The 16,890-nt window shown below is 70.1% G+C and carries 13 protein-coding genes; 4 read left to right on the top strand and 9 right to left on the bottom strand.

Features of this window, described 5'->3' with window-relative positions:
- From VMJ70_01995 to VMJ70_01985, 3 genes are all read left to right on the top strand, one after another.
- On the top strand, positions 1–1,607 hold a 1,607-nt coding region (locus VMJ70_01995; GenBank protein ID HTO89880.1), incomplete at its 5' end, for an ABC transporter ATP-binding protein.
- Positions 1,608–1,687: 80 nt separating this feature from the next.
- Positions 1,688–2,773: a hypothetical protein gene (locus VMJ70_01990; GenBank protein ID HTO89879.1), complete on the top strand. Its 1,086-nt coding sequence runs from the start codon at positions 1,688–1,690 to the stop codon at positions 2,771–2,773.
- Between the two features lie 41 nt (positions 2,774–2,814).
- Entirely contained in the window at positions 2,815–4,962 is a 2,148-nt protein-coding gene (locus tag VMJ70_01985) for a patatin-like phospholipase family protein (GenBank protein ID HTO89878.1), read from the top strand.
- 48 nt (positions 4,963–5,010) lie between these two features.
- Here VMJ70_01985 and VMJ70_01980 read toward each other — a convergent pair whose 3' ends face one another.
- The 7 genes from VMJ70_01980 to VMJ70_01950 all read right to left on the bottom strand — a co-directional run bounded on the left by VMJ70_01980 (position 5,011) and on the right by VMJ70_01950 (position 12,346).
- Positions 5,011–6,234, bottom strand: a complete 1,224-nt coding sequence (locus VMJ70_01980) for a glycosyltransferase family 4 protein (GenBank protein ID HTO89877.1) — start codon at positions 6,232–6,234, stop codon at positions 5,011–5,013.
- Positions 6,227–7,687, bottom strand: a complete 1,461-nt coding sequence (locus VMJ70_01975; protein ID HTO89876.1) for an oligosaccharide flippase family protein — start codon at positions 7,685–7,687, stop codon at positions 6,227–6,229. The genes VMJ70_01980 and VMJ70_01975 overlap by 8 nt, the downstream gene beginning before the upstream one ends.
- Before the next feature lie 76 nt (positions 7,688–7,763).
- Complete coding sequence (locus VMJ70_01970; protein ID HTO89875.1) at positions 7,764–8,522, bottom strand: FkbM family methyltransferase; 759 nt, start codon at positions 8,520–8,522, stop codon at positions 7,764–7,766.
- A 117-nt stretch (positions 8,523–8,639) separates the two neighbouring features.
- Positions 8,640–9,833 carry a hypothetical protein gene (locus VMJ70_01965; GenBank protein ID HTO89874.1) on the bottom strand — a complete coding sequence of 398 codons (1,194 nt, stop codon included), beginning with the start codon at positions 9,831–9,833 and terminating at the stop codon, positions 8,640–8,642.
- The gene (locus tag VMJ70_01960; GenBank protein ID HTO89873.1) at positions 9,830–11,140 is read right to left on the bottom strand and encodes a hypothetical protein; all 1,311 of its coding nucleotides are present in this window, start codon (positions 11,138–11,140) and stop codon (positions 9,830–9,832) included. The genes VMJ70_01965 and VMJ70_01960 overlap by 4 nt, the downstream gene beginning before the upstream one ends.
- 1 nt (position 11,141) lies before the next feature.
- Positions 11,142–11,798: a hypothetical protein gene (locus tag VMJ70_01955; protein ID HTO89872.1), complete on the bottom strand. Its 657-nt coding sequence runs from the start codon at positions 11,796–11,798 to the stop codon at positions 11,142–11,144.
- A 71-nt stretch (positions 11,799–11,869) separates the two neighbouring features.
- The gene (locus VMJ70_01950; protein HTO89871.1) at positions 11,870–12,346 is read right to left on the bottom strand and encodes a PTS sugar transporter subunit IIA; all 477 of its coding nucleotides are present in this window, start codon (positions 12,344–12,346) and stop codon (positions 11,870–11,872) included.
- Between the two features lie 301 nt (positions 12,347–12,647).
- Between VMJ70_01950 and VMJ70_01945 the strand changes: the two genes are divergently transcribed.
- A complete protein-coding gene (locus VMJ70_01945; protein HTO89870.1) occupies positions 12,648–14,006 on the top strand; it encodes a GGDEF domain-containing protein in 1,359 nt (452 codons plus the stop codon).
- A 12-nt stretch (positions 14,007–14,018) separates the two neighbouring features.
- Here the strand turns inward: VMJ70_01945 and VMJ70_01940 are convergent, their stop codons facing one another.
- Both VMJ70_01940 and VMJ70_01935 read right to left on the bottom strand, forming a co-directional pair.
- Complete coding sequence (locus VMJ70_01940; protein ID HTO89869.1) at positions 14,019–14,849, bottom strand: class I SAM-dependent methyltransferase; 831 nt, start codon at positions 14,847–14,849, stop codon at positions 14,019–14,021.
- Between the two features lie 107 nt (positions 14,850–14,956).
- Positions 14,957–16,876, bottom strand: coding sequence for a fibronectin type III domain-containing protein (locus VMJ70_01935; protein HTO89868.1), 1,920 nt, complete (start codon positions 16,874–16,876; stop codon positions 14,957–14,959).
- Between the last annotated feature and the right edge of the window lie 14 nt (positions 16,877–16,890).

Below are 16,890 nucleotides of genomic sequence, written 5' to 3'. Positions count from 1 at the left end.
GCCTGCTCGATCTGCTGATCGCCGGCATGATCGGCGCGCCGGTGCTGGCCAGCTTGCTCGGCGTCTGGCAGAGCTACCTGGCCACGCTGATGGGCCAGGACGTCATGCACGAGATCCGCGTCGACATGTTCGATCGGCTGCTGCGCCAGTCGCTGCGCTTCTTCACCAACACCAAGTCGGGCGAGATCGTCTCGCGGCTGCAGAACGACGTGGGCAGCGTTCAGGGCGTGGTGACCGGCACCATGGTCAACCTGGTCTCCAACGTTCTGGTGGTGGCGAGCACGCTGTTCGTGATCTTCCGGATCGACTGGCGACTGTCGCTGGTCGCGGTGGCGGTCCTGCCGTTCTTCATCCTGCCCACCCGTCGCGTCGGTCAGTTGCGCGGCAAGATCGCCTCCGCCACCCAGGAGAAGATGTCGGAGATCGCGAACGTGATCCAGGAGGCGCTGTCGGTGAGCGGCTTCCTGCTGGTACGGCTGTTCGGAGCGCAAGACTACGAGCGCCGGCGCTTCAGCGAGAAATCGCAAGCGGTGCGCGACCTGCAGGTGCGGCAGGGCACGGTCGGGCGCTGGTTCCTCGCCTTCATCATGCTGTTCGCCTCGGTCGGGCCGGCGCTCATTTACTGGATCGGCGGCCACGAGGCGATTGGCGGAGCGATCTCGATCGGTACGATCGTCGCGTTCGTGAGCTACCTCGGCCGGCTCTACATGCCGTGCACCGCACTGGTCAATGCCCAGGTCGACGTGCTGAGCGCCGGTGCCGTGTTCCGCCGCATCTTCGACTACCTCGATCTGCCGATCGAGATCACCGATCCCGAGCAGCCGAAGCGCATCGCCGCGCCTCGCGGTGCGCTCGCGTTCGAGCACGTGAGCATGAGCTATTCGGGCCAGGGTCCGCCCTGGACGGTCGAGGATCTATCGTTCGAGATCGCGCCCGGGCAGATGGTGGCGCTGGTGGGACCGAGCGGCTCGGGCAAGACCACCGTCACCTATCTGGCGACGCGTCTCTACGATCCGACGCAGGGCATGGTGCGCTTCGATGGCGTCGATCTGCGCGACCTGGCGCTCGCCGATCTCTCGCGCTGGACCGCCAAGGTCACTCAGGAGACCACGCTGTTCCACGCCACGATCGCCGAGAACCTGCGCTACGCCAAGGCCGACGCGAAGCGTGAAGAGCTCGAGCGCGCCTGCCGGATCGCGCAGGTGCTCGACGTGGTCACCGCGCTTCCCCAGGGTTTCGACACGCTGGTCGGCGAGCGCGGCTACAAACTCTCCGGCGGCGAACGCCAGCGACTGGCGCTCGCGCGCGTGGTGCTGCGCGATCCCCGGCTGCTGATCCTCGACGAAGCCACCTCGGCGCTCGACTCCCGTTCCGAGGCCCTGATTCGCGACGCGCTCGAGGCAGTGCTGGCCGGCCGCAGCAGCCTGGTGATCGCGCATCGGCTGAGCACCGTGCTGCGTGCCGGACTGATCCTGGTGATGGACAAGGGGCGCATCATCGAGCGCGGAACTCACGCGCAGCTCCTGGAGCGCGGCGGGCTCTATACCCGGCTCTACGAGGAGCAGTTCCTCGCCGGGGAATCGGCGCCCGAGGCCACCGTGAGCTGACGATGGCGGGGCCGCGGAAGTCGATTCGCTCACGGCCATGGTGTGCCGTGGCGTCCGTCACGGGAGCGCTCGCGAGCTTCGTGCTCGCGTCACCCGTGCGCGCGGCGAACATCTTCGGGAACGCGGGCCTCACGGTCGTCGGGTTTGCGGTCGACCCCTCGGTGCGCTCGCAGGCAATGGGCGGCGCGTCAGGCGCCGTCTTTTGGGGACAGAACCCGAACTACTGGGCGAATCCGGCGCTACTGGGATTCGTCGAGGGCATCGCGTACGAGGACGCGGCTCGCGGGACCTTCGCCTCGGACAGCAAAGCGCGCCGCTTGACCCTTGGGTACGGCGGCGTCGGACTCGCCACCGCCGGACCGCCGTTCTCGGGGCTGGCCCAGTTCGAGTCTTCGCTCTTTCTTTCGGTGTCCGGTCTGGGCGATTTCGACGTCTCGGAAGAGACCCAGTCGTGGGGCATGGGCTTGAGCGTTTCACGTATCCTGAGCACTGTCGCGGGGCTCCGAGGGCAAGAGCCGCCCGCGATCTCCCGGTACGCGGACGTCGTCGTCGGGTACAACCACAAGACCGACAAGTTCAGTACCGACCCGTCCCTTGTCGTTCACACGACGGGCGAGGACTGGGGCGTGCTCGCGCGCGGCACGCTACCGATGCAGCTGGGCTCGGGCGGCATTCCGGCGCGAATCGAGGCCGCCTACGCCTACTCGGTCCAGAACGCGAATGATGCAAGCTTCAACCAGTCCTCACCGGTCAATCGCCCCCACCGCCACAGCCTCGCGGCGCGCTTCGCGCTCGATCACCCCGCGTCGTGGCGCAAGCGAATGCCGGTCTGGGTCGCTCCGGGGCTCGATCCTCTGGTGTCCATCGGCGGCGCGTGGGATCGGGAGTTCATCACGGCGGGCGACGGCCCCACGTTCGATGACGCGAGCCACCTCGGCGGCGAGCTGGGTTTCGCCAACGTCGCCTTCCTGCGACTCGGCCAGGACGACAACGGCCACGACTGGGGCTATGCCCTTGCGCTGCCACTCGGCGCAATGGGCGGCTTCCAGTACAGCGAATCGCAGCGAAGATTCGAGGATGACAGCGTGCAGAAGAGCCACGCCTGGCTGTTCTGGGTGAGTCCGGTGGAGATCGCTCGAACCCTGCGCGGCGCCCGCGACCACTGAGCACTGTTGCACGCACCGAATCCACGGCGCAGGATCGGCGGATGCTGGCTTGCACCCGCATCGTCCGGGTTCCAATGCTCATCGCCGCGGCGATGGCGCTGTCGGCATCGGCCGCATGGGCGCAGGCTTCGCGGCCCGACTCCAGCTCGTCAGCGAAACTCGCGCTCCCGCCGACTCAGCCGCCGCATCCGCAATGGGCGCTGGTGCTGTCGGGCGGCGCGGCGCGCGGCCTCGCCCACATCGGCGTGCTGCGGGCGCTCGAGGAAGAGGGCATCCGGCCCGGCCTGGTCTGCGGCACCAGCATGGGCGCCTTGATCGGCGCGCTCTACGCCACCGGCTACTCCAGCAGCCAGATCGGCGAAATGGTGCGGCACACCGACTGGGACGCAGTGTTCGGAAACCAGCGCGAGCGCTTCGAGTGGCGCGACACGATCGTGCCGCAGCCGTGGCTGGCCCTGATCGGCGAGGGGCTGCAGCTCCATCTGCCCTCGGGCGTGGTCGACGACACCTATCTCAATTTCATGCTGGCTGAATATTTCCTGCGCGCCGAAGGAATCGCGCGGGGTGACTTCGATCGGTTGCCGATTCCGTTCCGGTGTGTGGGCACCGACGCCGAGACCACCAATCCGATCGTGTTTGGCGCCGGCAGCGTCGCCCGGGCGGTGCGCGCCTCGATCAGCATCCCGCCGCTGTTCCCGGCGGTGCCCGACAGCAACACCCTGCTGGTGGACGGCGGGCTCGCCAGCAATCTGCCGGTCAGCACCGCGCGAACGCTTTCGCCCGACCACATTCTCGCGGTGGATGTGTCGTTGCCGCCGGTCAATCTCAGCGATCGCAGCTCGCTGGTCGAGGTGTCGTTCTCGATCTTCGACCGACTCAACAAGCGCAGCCAGCAGGACACGCTGTCGAAGCAGGATCGCCTGGTGTGGCTCAGGCTGCCCGGCTACGGGCCGATGGACTTCACCGCCTGCGACAGCCTGATCGAGCGCGGCTACCGCGAGGCCCGCGAGGAGATCCGCGAGTTCGCGAAGCTGGTCCGAAGCGCACCCGACGCAACGCCGGGTGACAGCGTCGCGGTGATCCTGCCACCGGCGAGGCCCGGCGTGCGGTGGCTGGACCGCCACGGAAACGAGTCCCCGCGCGCCGACGTGGCGGCGCGTCTGTTCGGGGAGGCACCCCGGGCTCCGTTCGAGCCCGGGGCGCTGCGGTCCGCCGTCGAGGACGTTTACCGCGGCGACATGTTCGTGAGCGCCTGGCCATCGTTTTCGGTCGTCAACGACTCCACTACGATCTCCATGCACGTCGAATCGCGGCCGGCCAGCGAGCTGACCCTCGCCTTCGGCTACGACAACGACGTCCGCGGCCGCATGAATGGCACGCTGGTGCTGCGGCCGTTGAATCGCCGACTGCCGGACAAAATCCTGCTCGGCGCCACTCTCGATCCGCTGCGGAAGAACGCGTTCTTCGCCTTCGAGCCCCATTCGCTCGCGCGCGCCAGCGATGGCTGGTTCCTGCGCGGCGGCTGGCGAGAGACCGATGTCCGCCTGTTCGACGAGGAACGGAGCATTCACGAATCGCGCGTGCAGCGCTTCGAAGGGATGGCCGGCGGGCAGAAGGAGCTCCCGCACGGCTACCTGCTGCTGGCCGGGGCCGGGTACGGCTTCGCCGGAACCGACGCGCGTGACCTCTCCGGCCTGCTCACCTCGGTGAGCATTCAGTCGGGCAGCGCGTTCAACGAGGGCGTGCAGGCGGTGTTCCTCGCGGGTAACGAGTCCTACGCTTCGATCCTGGCGCGCGCGAGCGCCCAGGTCCGCGCCGGCCCGATCACGGTGCGCGCGTCGGCCCGAGCCGGCAGCTCCTCGAAATTCACCCCGCCCGACGAGCTGCAGGCGCTGGGCGGGCCGGATTCATTCGCCGGACTCCGCCGCGACGAGTGGCTCGGGCACGATCGCGTCGCCGGGGAGCTGCGGCTGCTCCACGGTTTCACTTCCATCGGACGGGTGTTCGCGTACGGACAGACCGGACTGATCACACAATCGGTCTCGCGCCCCGATCTCGACGGCCAGCTTCACTTCGCCGGAGGCGCGGGGCTCGAGCTCGCCGTGCCGTTCGGCCCGCTCGATCTCGACTGGGGCATCGACGACCGAAGCGAGTTCCGGCTCGATTTCAATCTGGGCGAGCGGTTCTAGGAGTCCGGGCACCGCGCCGCACCCGACTCCTCGCGGCGCTCCCGGACTTCAGGCCGAGCCGAGCACCTGGTCGTAGATCGCGGCGTACTCGCGGGCCGCCGCGACATGCGAGCGACGATCGCGGATCGCCGCGGCGCCGGAGCGCGACAGCCGCTCGGCGAGGTCGGCGTCTCTCAGCACGCGCTCGATCGCGTCGGCGAGCGGCGCCGGCTCCCCGGGCGGCACCAGCAGGCCGGTCTCGCCATCCTCGATGATCTCGCGCAATCCGCCCAGCGCCGAGGCCACCACCGGACGACCGCACGCCTGGCCCTCGAGCGCCGCGATCGAGGTGGCTTCCTCGACGCCCACGATCGACACCGACGGCACCACCGACAGAGCGGCGCGCCGGAACCAGGCCGGCATCTGCCCCGGCGCCACCGCACCCAGCAGCCAGACGCAATCGGCGACCCCCAGCTCGCGAATCAGCCGCTCGATCTCGTCGCGCTGCGGCCCGTAGCCGGCCACCACCAGCGCACAACGTGTCCCCCGTTCCTTGAGCAGCGTCATCGCCCGGACCGCGGTGGGCACACCGTTCTTCGGCGTCAAGCGGCGCGGGCAGAACACCACCGGACGACCCGCGATCCAGCGCTCGACCGGATCGGGAAACGGCGCCGCGGGGATTCGATCGTTGAACACCTGGGTGTCGACGAAGTTGGTGATGACCCACATCCGGTCCGAGCGGCCGAACGAGCGCACGTACTCGGCGTGCGCGCGGTCCACCGCAATCACCGCATCCGCCTCGCGAAACGCGACCCCCTCGAGGTCGCGCAGGTAGCGGATGGTGGGGTGCTCGAGAGCGAGCCCGGTGACCATGGCGATCTCGCGATGCCAGGGGCCGTGAACGGTCAGCACCACCGGCCAGCCGCCGGCGCCGCCCCGAGCGGCCGCGTAGCTCCCGGCCTCCTGAACGTGGATCACGCCGGGCCCGGCGCCGCGGTTGCGCTCGCGCCGCACGCGTATCGCGACTCGCCGGTTGAAGGCCGGAATCATCCAACGATGCCCCAGCGCGGGCTCGAAGCGATCGAGTACGCGCAGCGGGCCCGCGACCCACGCGCGTTCGAGCCATGAGAGCCGGGCCCAGTCGACGATCGTGGCGTCCCAGCCGATCTCGCGCAGCCCGTCTCGCAGGGTTTCGACATGCGAGCGCTTGCCGCCCGGGCGCACCTGCTCGGTGACGAGGATGACGCGGCGCGCCACGGTCGTCGGGGAGGACGTGGCGACGCGCTCAGTCACCGGCGCCTCGAGCGGCGGACGAAATCGCGGGCAGACCCCAGCGGACCGCAACCGCGCCGGCGAGCGCCACGCACACCAGGGCCGTCACCAGCGGCGGAACTCCGGGGGTCAGCGCCAGCGAGCAGCCGAGCGCAAGGCTGCCGACCGTCGCCAGGATCGCGGGGGCCAGGCTCTTCAGCGGAACCGACCAGCGCGGGGCCAGCGCCAGAGCACACACCACCAGCAGCACGAAATAGCCGGACAGCATCGCGATCGCCGCGCCCACCGCACCGAGCGGCGCCCCGGCGAGCGTGAACGCCCCGAGCACCACGCCGGCCCACATCAGATTGAGGAACGCCCCGGTCCACACCTCGCCGCGTCCGAGGATGGCGGCGCCAAACAAAGCCGACGGACCCTGCAATCCGTAGGACGCGGAAAGCAGCACCAGCACCGGACGCGAGCGGGTGAACTCGTGACCGAACAGCGCGACGGTGGCCCACGGCAACACGCCCATGAGCAGCAGACACAGCGGCAGATTGGAGCCCGCCAGCCGCTCGAGCCCGCGCCGCAACGACACCGCGAGTCCGGGGTAGCCGGCCTCCGCGCCCATCGCCACCGATCGCATGAACGCGATCGAAGCGGCGGTCGGAATGAGACTCAGTCCCTGGGCGATGCTGTCGGCGGCCTGATATTGCCCCGCGGCCACCAGCGCCGAGCTCCGCACCAGCAGCAGGCGCAGCACGGTCTGCGTGGCGAGCACGGTCGCGGTCGCGAGCAGGGTGGGACCCGCGAAGCCGAGCAGCGGCGCTGCGGTCGAGGCGAAGGTGCCGGGGCTCGTGCCGGCGGGCGCGCCACGGAACCAGCGCGCCACCGCGCCCGCCGCCGCCAGCGCGCGGATCATCGAACGACTGACCAGCACCCACACCACGCCGAACGCCGCGGCCAGCGATCCCAGCGTGAGGTCGAGCACCGAGACCAGCACGCCCCAGAGCGTGAGCGACGAAAATCGGCGCAGCCCCTGAAGCGCTCCCTCGACCCACGAAGTGGCCGAGGTCGCGATCACCAGCGGCCCGCACCAGAACAGCACCGGCGCCAGCTCGGGAACGTGGTAGACGCTTCGCGCGAGCCAGCTCGAGAGCGCCATCAGCGCGGTTCCGGTGAGGGTCGAGAGTCCGAGCAGCAGCCAGCCCGAGGTGCGCAGCAGGCGATGGCGGCGCGCCGGATCTTCTGTCGACGCCAGATGGCGTGACAGGCTCTGCGGGAGATTGAACGTCGCCAGCATGCTGCCCAGTGCCGTCACCTGGAGCGCCACTCCGAACGCCCCGGTGCCGGACGGGCCGATCATTCGCGCCAACACGACCGAGGCGGCCAACGTGGCGAGCCGCACGACGGCGCTGTACGCCAGCGACCAGGCGGCGTCGCGGCTGACCGTCCCGCGAGCGAAGCTGCGGACGGGGGGAGCGGCCAGGTTCATTCAGCGAGCAAGATGTCGGAGAGGGGTTCCAGCGGGGACACGCGATGCATTGCGCCGCAATATAGCATCCGACGATTCAGCCCACCGCGAGGCGCGGGCGGTCCCGGCTGGCAACCACGTCGAACACCGACTCCGGCTGCTGCTCGAGATCGCGCGCCATCAGCATCGAGACGCGCGGGAGTCCGAGCCGGCGTCCGCGATGTGGAACGAAGAGCGCGAATCCGAGACCGTGCAGCAGATCGGCGATCGCCGCGGGACGCGCGCCGGCCGCCGCCAGCGAGCCCCGATTGACTTCGAGCCAGATTGTCGGGCGGCTCGCCGCCAGCAGATCGCGCATCCCCTCGAGCACCTGCAACTCGGCGCCCTCGGTGTCGATCTTGACGAAGCTGAGCCGCGCCGGATCGATCGCGAGCGTGCCGTCGGCGCGAAGGCCGTCCACGCTGCGCACCGGCACCGTGATCCGCCCGGTGACCGCCGGGCGCGCCATCTCGTTGGGGAAGAAACTCGACCAGCCGAGCTGCGACGACAGCGACAGCTCCAGATTCCCCGCCTCTCGTCCGAGCGCGTACGGGTAGCACGTGACCTGACCGAGGCGATTGCGACGGACGTGGGCTTCGAGATGTTCACGCGCGCGCGGGTCCGGCTCGAAAGCGAAGACGCGGCCCGCCGGGCCCACCCGCTTCGCCATTCGTAGCGTGACGTAGCCCTTGTGCGCGCCGAGATCGAGCGCGTGATCGCCCTCACCCACGACGTCGCGCATCACCTGCAGCAGCCAGGGATCGTAGGTGCCGAGGTAGAACGCCTGATCCATCACGTCGGCGGGGTCGATCTCCATTTCGAGACCCTCACCGACCCGCCGCCACGCCGGCTCATTGCCCAGCCGCGCAAGGCGCGCCCGGCGCCACGCGTGGACCGCCCGACGTGCGAGGGGATAGATCAACGAGTCGATTCCTCAGCGCCAGAGCATGCGTCCGGCGAAATCCGCCGCCAGCGTGAGTCCGCAGACCCACAGCGCGGCGCGGGCCGAGAAGGGCACCGGGGCTTCGGGCGGGGGCTGAGTGGTGCGCACGCCGCAGGCGGCCACCGTATGCCGTACGACGGTCGCGAACGCGGCGAGCCACGCGAGACCGAGCGCGATCACCAGCCACAGCGGCGAAGACCGCACCACGTCGCGCGCCACCATGAACCACACCAGCGAGCCCGGCGTGCCGGGTGCACCGGCCAGCGAGAGCTGCGCGTAGAGTCCGGCCGCGGCGCTCCACGGATGCCGGCGAAACAGCACGGCCGCCGTCTGCGCCTCGGGCGTGGCGGCCGGAGTGAAGCGCGAGAGGATGCCGGCGCCGGTCAGCGCGAGAGCGAGATGGGCCGCCCATGCCGCGATCGCGTCGGGCTGGGACGCGAGCGCCGAATCCGACAGGCGCTGGCCCGCCGACAGCGCCGCGAGCAGCAGGGCCCCGTTCAGTCCGGCGAGGGCGCCCACTCGCCGCTCGGGCTCGCGCTGCACCAGCAGCGTGGCGGCCCCGGCCACGAACCCGATCGAGGCGACGGATTCCAGCACGTGCGCGCTTTGCTCGGCGGCGGCCGGACACGCGTGTACGCCCTCGAGCCGCCACGAGAGCCAGCCCGCGCCCGCCACCTGCAGCGCGACCACCGCCAGCGGCGCCAGCGCCGGGAACGCGCCCTGCAGCACGTCGGAGGGCCAGAAGTGGAAGGGCGCCGCGCCGAGCAGCACCAGGCCGACGATCAACGTGAGCGGCAGCGCCGTCCGCCACAGAGTGCTGGGTTCCAGCTCGAGTCCGAGCACGGCCCATTGCTCGCGCGGGGCGGTGGTGCTGGTGAGCGCCGACATCAGTGCGCAGCCCGCGGCCGAGAGCGCCAGGGCCGCGCCCGCGACCCACAGCACCTTGAGCGCGCATTCGGTGTGAAACGCGTCGTGCGCGCGGCGTGCGAGCAGCGCGATCGCCAGCGCCACCGTGAGCGCGGCCAGCGCCGGCGACGCGAACACGCTCGAGAACGTCAGCACCAGCGGCGCCAGCATGAAGGCTCTCCCGGCGATCGAGTAACCGCCGCCGTGGCGCGGCTCGAGCGGCAGGATGAGCGCGCCCGAAAGCCCGGCGAGCGCGGCGGCCAATGCCAGCGGGATCATTGCAGGATGGGCACCAGCAGCATGAGCACGCTGAGCCCGACCAGGAACAACAGGTATTCCTGCGCGTCTCCGGTGTGAAGATCGCGCAGCGGGCCGGCGAGCAGGCGCCCGATTCCCGTGCCCCGCACCACCAGCTGGTGCTCGCCCCGGGCCACGGTGTGAAAGAGTCCGTGGGCCACCGCGCGCGCTGCGGTGCGCGGCGCCGGCACGCGATGGACCAGCGCGAGCAGCCCGCCGAGCACGGCGGGCGCGAGCGCCGTCGCGGCCGCGAGCAGCGTGGTGCGGTATCCGAGTCGCCAGGCGAAGGCCAGCGTCGCCGGACCGATCGCGAGCGTGAGCAGCGCGGCGAGGAACGTGTACGGAGCACGCGTCGCGAGCCGCGGCATCGAGCGCCGCTCGGGCGCCATTTGCGGGCGCCTCACCATCAGCCAGGCGACGAAGCCCGCCACCAGCGACACGCCGGCCGCCATCACCGGCTGCCGCGAAACGCCGTGCACGTACGCGACCAGGAGCGGCCAGACCAGGGCGGTGGTGCTGACCCAGCCGGCCAGCCGCCACAGGTGGATCTGACGCGGATCGCGTCGCAGCGCGGCGCCGCGGTGCTCCGCCACCAGCCACACCGCGAGGCCCCCGCCCGCCCCGAGCCACAGGGCGAGCACGAGATTCGGATGCAGGGTGCCGACCGCGGCCAGCTCGGCGGCCAGCGCGCATTCGGCCACCACCAGCCAGCGCAGGCAGCGCCGCCACGAGCTGCGTCCGAAGGCGCGCAGCACCGCGATCAGGGCGGCGACGAGCAGCACGGCCTGCGCCCAGTCCACGCCGGTGCTGAGCAGCGGTCGCGGCTGCGACTGGCGCAGGAAGATCAACGCGCCGGCCGCCGGGAGCAACGCCGGCATGCGGAAGGCACCGCCGGCGAGCGGTCCGCTGCGATCCGAAAAGGTGCGTGCGCCGGGCAGCGCGCCGAGCAGGTCGAGCCCGGCCCAGAACACGGCGACCTGCGCGGTACCTCGCACCAGCGCCAGCGCCCAGGATTCGGGCGCGATGCCATCGCGAAGCACCGCGCGCTCGATCGCGCGGGCCGCCACCGCGAGCCACAGCGCCGTGGCCGGGCGCCGCAGCCATTCCCAGCGCCGCATCTGACGATCCGGATCGGCCGACGCGCGCGCCGCGAGCCAGAACGCCGCCCACAGGCACTCCAGACCGAGCGCGCCGGCCAGCAGATTGCGCACCACCAGCAGCGCGAAGCCGAGCCCGCACAGCACGCCCGCGAGGGTCGGAAGCGTGGGTCGGAGCGGCAGTCGAAACATGTCAGTCGTGAAGATCGTGCGCGTCACTCAGCCACGCGCTGCCCACCCAGCGCGCTCGAGCGAGACCCAGCCGGAGCACCAGCGCGAGGGTGACGAAGGTCGCGAGCAGCGCGACCCCCGAGGGCGGCGCCAGCGCCGGCGGCAGCGTGGCGCGCACCGCGCCCTCGAGCACCTGGAGCCCGAAGCCCACGAAGCCCCAGCCGAGCGCCGAGCGCAGCACGTGGCGGCGCACCATCAGATGGATGAGCCCGAGCGTGAGGTAGAGGACGCCGATGGTGGCGGTGCGCGTCAACCCGCTCGAGAGATCCTGCCGCGCGATCGCCAGCGTGAGCAGCGCGCAGAACGGAATCCCGAGCATCAGCCCGATCACCGAGGACTCGAATCCACCGGCCCCTTCAACCGGACGGCGCATGCCCGAGCCCGATCCGCGCACCAGCACCAGACCAACGCCCGCCCACAGCAATCCCCAGCCGAGGTTGGTGGCCCAGCCTTCGCCGGCGGCGTCGCTCACCGGCACCGCGATCGCGAGCGCGAACGCCACGGCGATCGCGGCGCGCCGGCCGGGAAGCAGGATGGCGGCGACCATCAGCGCGGCGGGCGCGATCAGTCGGAGCTGATCGAGGAGCGAGAGCGAGCTCCACGCGTCGAGGAAGTGCATCGAGGACCTCCCGGTCGGTGGAACTCTTGGGGCGTCTTTGCGAGCGTCCGCCGGCTGGCGAGCGCGCCGGCTCAGCTCGAGCTGGGAATGAATGCCGCCTCGGCATTCTGGACGGCAGCGAGGAAGTCCTCGGGACTCCGGGCCTCGCGCAGGCTCCTGCGCACCGATTCTTCCTTGAGGAGTCGCGAGATGTTGGCCAGCACCTTCACGTGCAACGTGGCCGCGTGCTCGGGAGAGACGAACAGAACGAACAGGGTGGCCGGCTGCCCATCCTCGGCGTCGAAATCGAGGCCTTCGGGCGACACCGCACAGGCGGCCATCATGTGATCGGCGCTGCGCGCCTTCCCGTGCGGAATGGCCACGCCGTAGCCGATGCCGGTGGTCATCATCTCCTCGCGGCGAAGGACCCGATCGAGGATTTCGCCATGACTGTCACAGCCGTGCGCGTTCTCCAGCAGGGCCACCAGCTCCGCGATCGCCTCGCGCTTGTTCCGAGCCTGCAAACGCAGGCGAATGGCGCGCGTATTGAGGAGTTCGGAGAGCTTCATCGGGTGGTCTTCCAGAGTTCTGGCGGTGCGGGACCCAAAGAACCTGGAACGTAAAGACCGACCGCAGTCCGGTCAAGCGACGGCGGAGCGGGCGCGTCGAGTGCCAGCGGCGGCTTCTCGGGTTCTCACGCCGGCCTATTTCCGCAGGCCAATGGTGATTTCCCGGCCGGCTCGCCGGATTCCCGTGCTAAACTGTCTTTGTCCGAACCAGGGTATCGACCCTGCATCGTGCACTCAGCTCCCCCGACCCGAGGTCCCCGGACATGGGAAATCCCCCGACGCTGGGAGGCACGGAAGCCTCGTGAACCAGCAGACAATCGATTTTCGGCAGCTGCTCGAGCGGCTGCTCCCCCTCGACGAGCTGCCGCCCGCCGAGCGACGGTCGGTGCAGTCGGCCCTGCTGTCGGGCGTGGGTCAGCAGATCGAACAGGCGGCGCTTCTCGCCCTGCGGCGCCTGGAAGAGTCCGGCGCGCTGGTGCGCGTTCCGGCGAGTCCCAACGGTCTGGGCCCGGTGCTCCGCTACGAGGCGCGCGATTCGCTGCGCGTCTTCACCATCCATGTGGCGGCTCCCGAGGAGCAGGATGGGATCCGGCGGATCCCCCGCCTGAGTCTTCCCTCCCGCGCACCGGCCGGCATCGAACAGGTCCGGCGCCTGCTGAGACTCGACGACCCCGCGCTCCATCACGATCCGCGCTCGGTCGCCGTGCGTGATCTGCTGCGCGAACACCTCGAGCAGACCGGGCGCGAACTGCTGGGAGCGGCGCGGGTGCGATTCGTGCCCCGACCGGGCGGCGAGGCGTCGCTCGCGCCGACGCCGTTCGACGCGGAGGTCGCCGCGCTCGCGCTGAGCGAACCGCACGTACTGATTCACGCCCCCGACCTGTCGCGTTCGTCCCGCCTCGCGGCCAGCGGGGAGCGGAACGGCGTCGGCTCATTCGTGGCGCTCGCGGTGACCGTGGGTCCGGGCCCGCCGGCCGGCCACCTCGAGGTCACCACTCGCGCCCCGCTGGCCTTCGACGAGGGAGCGCTGGCGCTGGTGGTCCTGCTCGCCGATTCGTTCGGGGCGGCGCTCGAGCGCGCCACGCGGCTCGAGCAGCTGGTGTTCGTGGATCCCCTGACCGGGGTCTACAACCGGCCCTATTTCGACCTTCAGCTCCAGAACGAGATGGCGCGCGCGCAGCGCGAGAACGCCTCTCTCGCCCTGTGCCTCGTGGACATCGACGATTTCAAGCTGTTCAACACGCGATTCGGCTACGAGGCCGGCAATCAGGTGCTGATCACGGTGGCCCAGTCGCTGCGCAGCGGCGTCCGCCCGTTCGACACGGTCTCGCGCTGGGGCGGCGAGGAATTCGCGCTGCTCCTCACCTCGCCGGTGTCGGCTCACGACGCCGGGGCGGTGTCCGAGCGACTCCGTGCGCTGGTCGAGCGGCAGCAGGTCGCGGTCGAGGCGCTCGATCGCGCCCACCACGAGCTGGGCGTCACCGTCAGCATCGGGGTCGCGCTGTTCCCCGAACATGGCGCGACTCCGCAGGAGCTGTGGCGCGCCGCGAACCAGGCACTGCTCGAAGCCAAGCGCCCGCCCAAGAATCGCGTGGTGTTCTTCGAGCCCGGGAACGGTGGTCCGCGCCGCGGCGGGGCGGGAAAGCCGGTGCGCTCCTAGCGTCGGGGCCGCTCAGGCCCCATGGAGAGCGGGCGGAGCGGAGGGCGTGGCCACCAGCAACTGACGCCTCGCCACCCGCTCGCCGAGCTGCCAGCCGGTCTGCAGCGGCGCGAGCAGATTCCAGTAGAGCAGGTCGGGCAGCACGCTCAACCCGAACCAGTACAACTCGTGGCGCACCACCTTGAGTCCGTGACTCGCCATGATGCCGCGCAGCTCCTCGGGCGGGAACGGTCGTTCCACTGCATAGGCGTGGCGCTCCCCGTCGGGCGCGACGTATTCCTGGTGGACGTCGGTGCGCAGGTGTCCGAGCCGCTTGAGGTGGGCCGAGTTCGCCCCATTGATGTCGCCGACCACCAGCACCCCGCCCGGCCGCAGGTGGCGGCGCGTTTGATCGAGAAAGGCATCGAGCGGGTCGATGTGCGAGAGGGCGTTGTAGACCCAAACCACGTCGAAGTCGCCGGGCCACTCGCGCGTGAGATCGGCTCGCTGGCAGTGCACGTTCAGCGAGCGCCCAGTCCGGCTCGCGAAGTATTCGAGACGGCGATCGGCGGCGCTCAGGCGATCGGGCCGCAAATCCACGCCGACCACCTCCGCCCCCACCGCCGCGTACAACATGGCGAAGGTGCCGAATCCCGAGCCCGCGTCGAGCACCCGGACCGGCGGCGCGATGGCGCTGCGCGCCGCGATCCAGCGCGCCGTCCAGCCGGCCTCGCCCCGCCACATGCCGCGCAGGTAGCGACGGATCGAGACCTCGTCGGTGGCTGCCGGCAGCCGCTCGTAGTACTTCAGGAACTCGCCCCGCTCAGCTTCGGGCAGGAAATCCGCCGCGGCGCCGCGCTCCACCTCAATCGTCCACCGGACCAGCGAGTCGAAGGCCTGGTGCGCCTGACCTGGTCCTGGAGTGCCAGGACCTGGTGCGACCCCGTTCCCGCTCGAGACCATCCGCGACTCTAGGGGGAGGCCGTCAGGTCGTGCACCGCGGCCGGCGGTGAGCTGTCGGTGGCGGCGGTCACCACCTGCTTCACGTTGCTGAGCGCGGACCAGTTGCCCGCGTCGTCACGCGCCTTGATCGCGAACCAGTAGTTGGAGCCCGGCGTGAGGCCGAACACGACGTAGCTCTGCGCGGTGCCCGAGGCCGCGGGGACCGGCTGAGGCGAGACCGGCGTGGCGCTCGAGAAGTTGGCGGCGTTGATTGGCGCGGTCGAATATCGAAGATCATAGCCGGAGGCGATTCCGACGCTGCCATCGTCGCCCGGAGCGGTCCAGCTCAGCGTGACGATCTTGTCGTAGACGGCGCTCGCGTCGAGATTGCCGATGGTCGCCGGCGGCGTGCCGTCGGGACCGGCCTGCTGGAGTGCGCCGATCGCGGTGCCGTCCAGCGCTCGGGCCAGCGCGAACGAGCCGGCGGCGGGATGCGCGTCGAAGGTCGTGAAGGTCGAGTCCACGAACTTCGGCGTGCCCCAGTAGGAATTCACGTCGCGGCCGAAAGTGGTGGCCCAGCTCGTCCCCGGGCCCGGCGCGACCTGCCCGCCGCCACCGCCGTTGATGGTCCAGTGAATCGCGCGGCTCGAGGCGCGGCCGGGAAGGAAGTAGAGGTTGCCGTTGCTGGTGAGCTGGTTCGAGGTGCTGCTGAAGTCCCAGTTCATGCCCATCTCGGTCCCGGAAGCGCCGGGATTGAGCTGATAGAGGATGTTGTTGGTGAACACCAGCGAGCCGGTCGCCGGCCACTCGTCGCCCCATTGATCCACGCCGGCCAGCACCTCGGCCACGCCCGAGGCGGAGTTGCCCACGAACGTGCAGTGGTCGATCAACGAGGCGAACTTCTCGACCTGACCGCAGGTGAGCGCCTTGGCCAGGCTGTCGATCACCACGCAGTTACGGAGCGTGTCGCCGCGCATTCCGTTCTGGTAGTAGAGCGCGTAGTCGGAGGGATTGGTGCTGCACTTCAGGTAGAGACCCTCGAAGTAGTTCTGGTTGGTGCTGCCCACCCAGGTGCCCGACGACGAGGGCGCGAAGCGAACCGCGTGACCGCGCAGGATGATGGTGTCGCGATAGACACGATTGAACATGGTCGAATCGCGCCAACGGAACAGGTGATTGTCGTTGTGATTGTTCATCACTTCCCAGCGATTGTCGCGGAACGTGCAGCCCTGCATGAAATAGGCGATGAACGGGTCGATTTCGGCGGTGATGTTGGGCGACAGCGTGATGTACACCTGATTGCTGTCGATCTGGCACCTCTGCGCGCCGCGCATCACCACCACGTGATAGCCGTCGGTCACGTTGCCGCCGAGCTGGAAGGTACAGCGGCGAACCACGTTTCGCTCCGGAATCGTCCAGTCCGAAGGAGGCGCGGCCGGCGTGGCCATGGTGAAGCGACCGAGCCCGCTGGTCACGTTGACTTTGTAGGCCACGCAGTCTTTGGCCTGATCGAGCCCGAGGCTGTTGTAGACGTTGCACCAGGCGATCGAGTCGAACTGCGCGCAGGCGGTGGTGCTCAGACGGTCGAACTCGAACGAGTTCGCGAAGCTCATGCCCTTCACCGTGACGTACTTCCGCTTCATCTGGATGTCGGCGTTGATGAGCACCGCTTCCGGCACGCCGAGGTTGCCGAGGTAGGTGATGCGCGCGCCGGCGGTGCCGTCGACGGTGGGAATCGTCGGGTCGGAGTAGCTGCCGGGCGCGAGCCGGATCACGTCGCCGGCACGCGCGAGGCCGTTGGCGGTGGCCAGGGCGCACGGGCTTCCCGGCGTGCAGGCGCTGCCGGTGCCGGCCGGGCTCACGTCGTAGGTATTGGCGAATGCCGGCGCGGCCAGGCCGAGGCCGGCCGAGGCCGCAAGCAGAAGCGCTGTCAGGCGCGAGGATCGCATCAGCGGTCTCGAGT

Source organism: Candidatus Sulfotelmatobacter sp. (assembly GCA_035498555.1).
Classification (GTDB): domain Bacteria; phylum Eisenbacteria; class RBG-16-71-46; order RBG-16-71-46; family RBG-16-71-46; genus DATKAB01.
The sequence above is the reverse complement of the archived record's forward strand: the minus strand, read 5'-3'. Positions and strand labels throughout refer to the sequence as shown.

Coding starts and splice junctions, on each gene's coding strand:
- VMJ70_01970 (HTO89875.1), bottom strand. CDS start 8,522: ATGGAGATCGACCCCGCCGACGTGATGGATCAGGCGTTCTACCTCGGC.
- VMJ70_01950 (HTO89871.1), bottom strand. CDS start 12,346: ATGAAGCTCTCCGAACTCCTCAATACGCGCGCCATTCGCCTGCGTTTG.
- VMJ70_01935 (HTO89868.1), bottom strand. CDS start 16,876: ATGCGATCCTCGCGCCTGACAGCGCTTCTGCTTGCGGCCTCGGCCGGC.
- VMJ70_01960 (HTO89873.1), bottom strand. CDS start 11,140: ATGTTTCGACTGCCGCTCCGACCCACGCTTCCGACCCTCGCGGGCGTG.
- VMJ70_01975 (HTO89876.1), bottom strand. CDS start 7,687: ATGAACCTGGCCGCTCCCCCCGTCCGCAGCTTCGCTCGCGGGACGGTC.
- VMJ70_01985 (HTO89878.1), top strand. CDS start 2,815: ATGCTGGCTTGCACCCGCATCGTCCGGGTTCCAATGCTCATCGCCGCG.
- VMJ70_01955 (HTO89872.1), bottom strand. CDS start 11,798: ATGCACTTCCTCGACGCGTGGAGCTCGCTCTCGCTCCTCGATCAGCTC.
- VMJ70_01965 (HTO89874.1), bottom strand. CDS start 9,833: ATGATCCCGCTGGCATTGGCCGCCGCGCTCGCCGGGCTTTCGGGCGCG.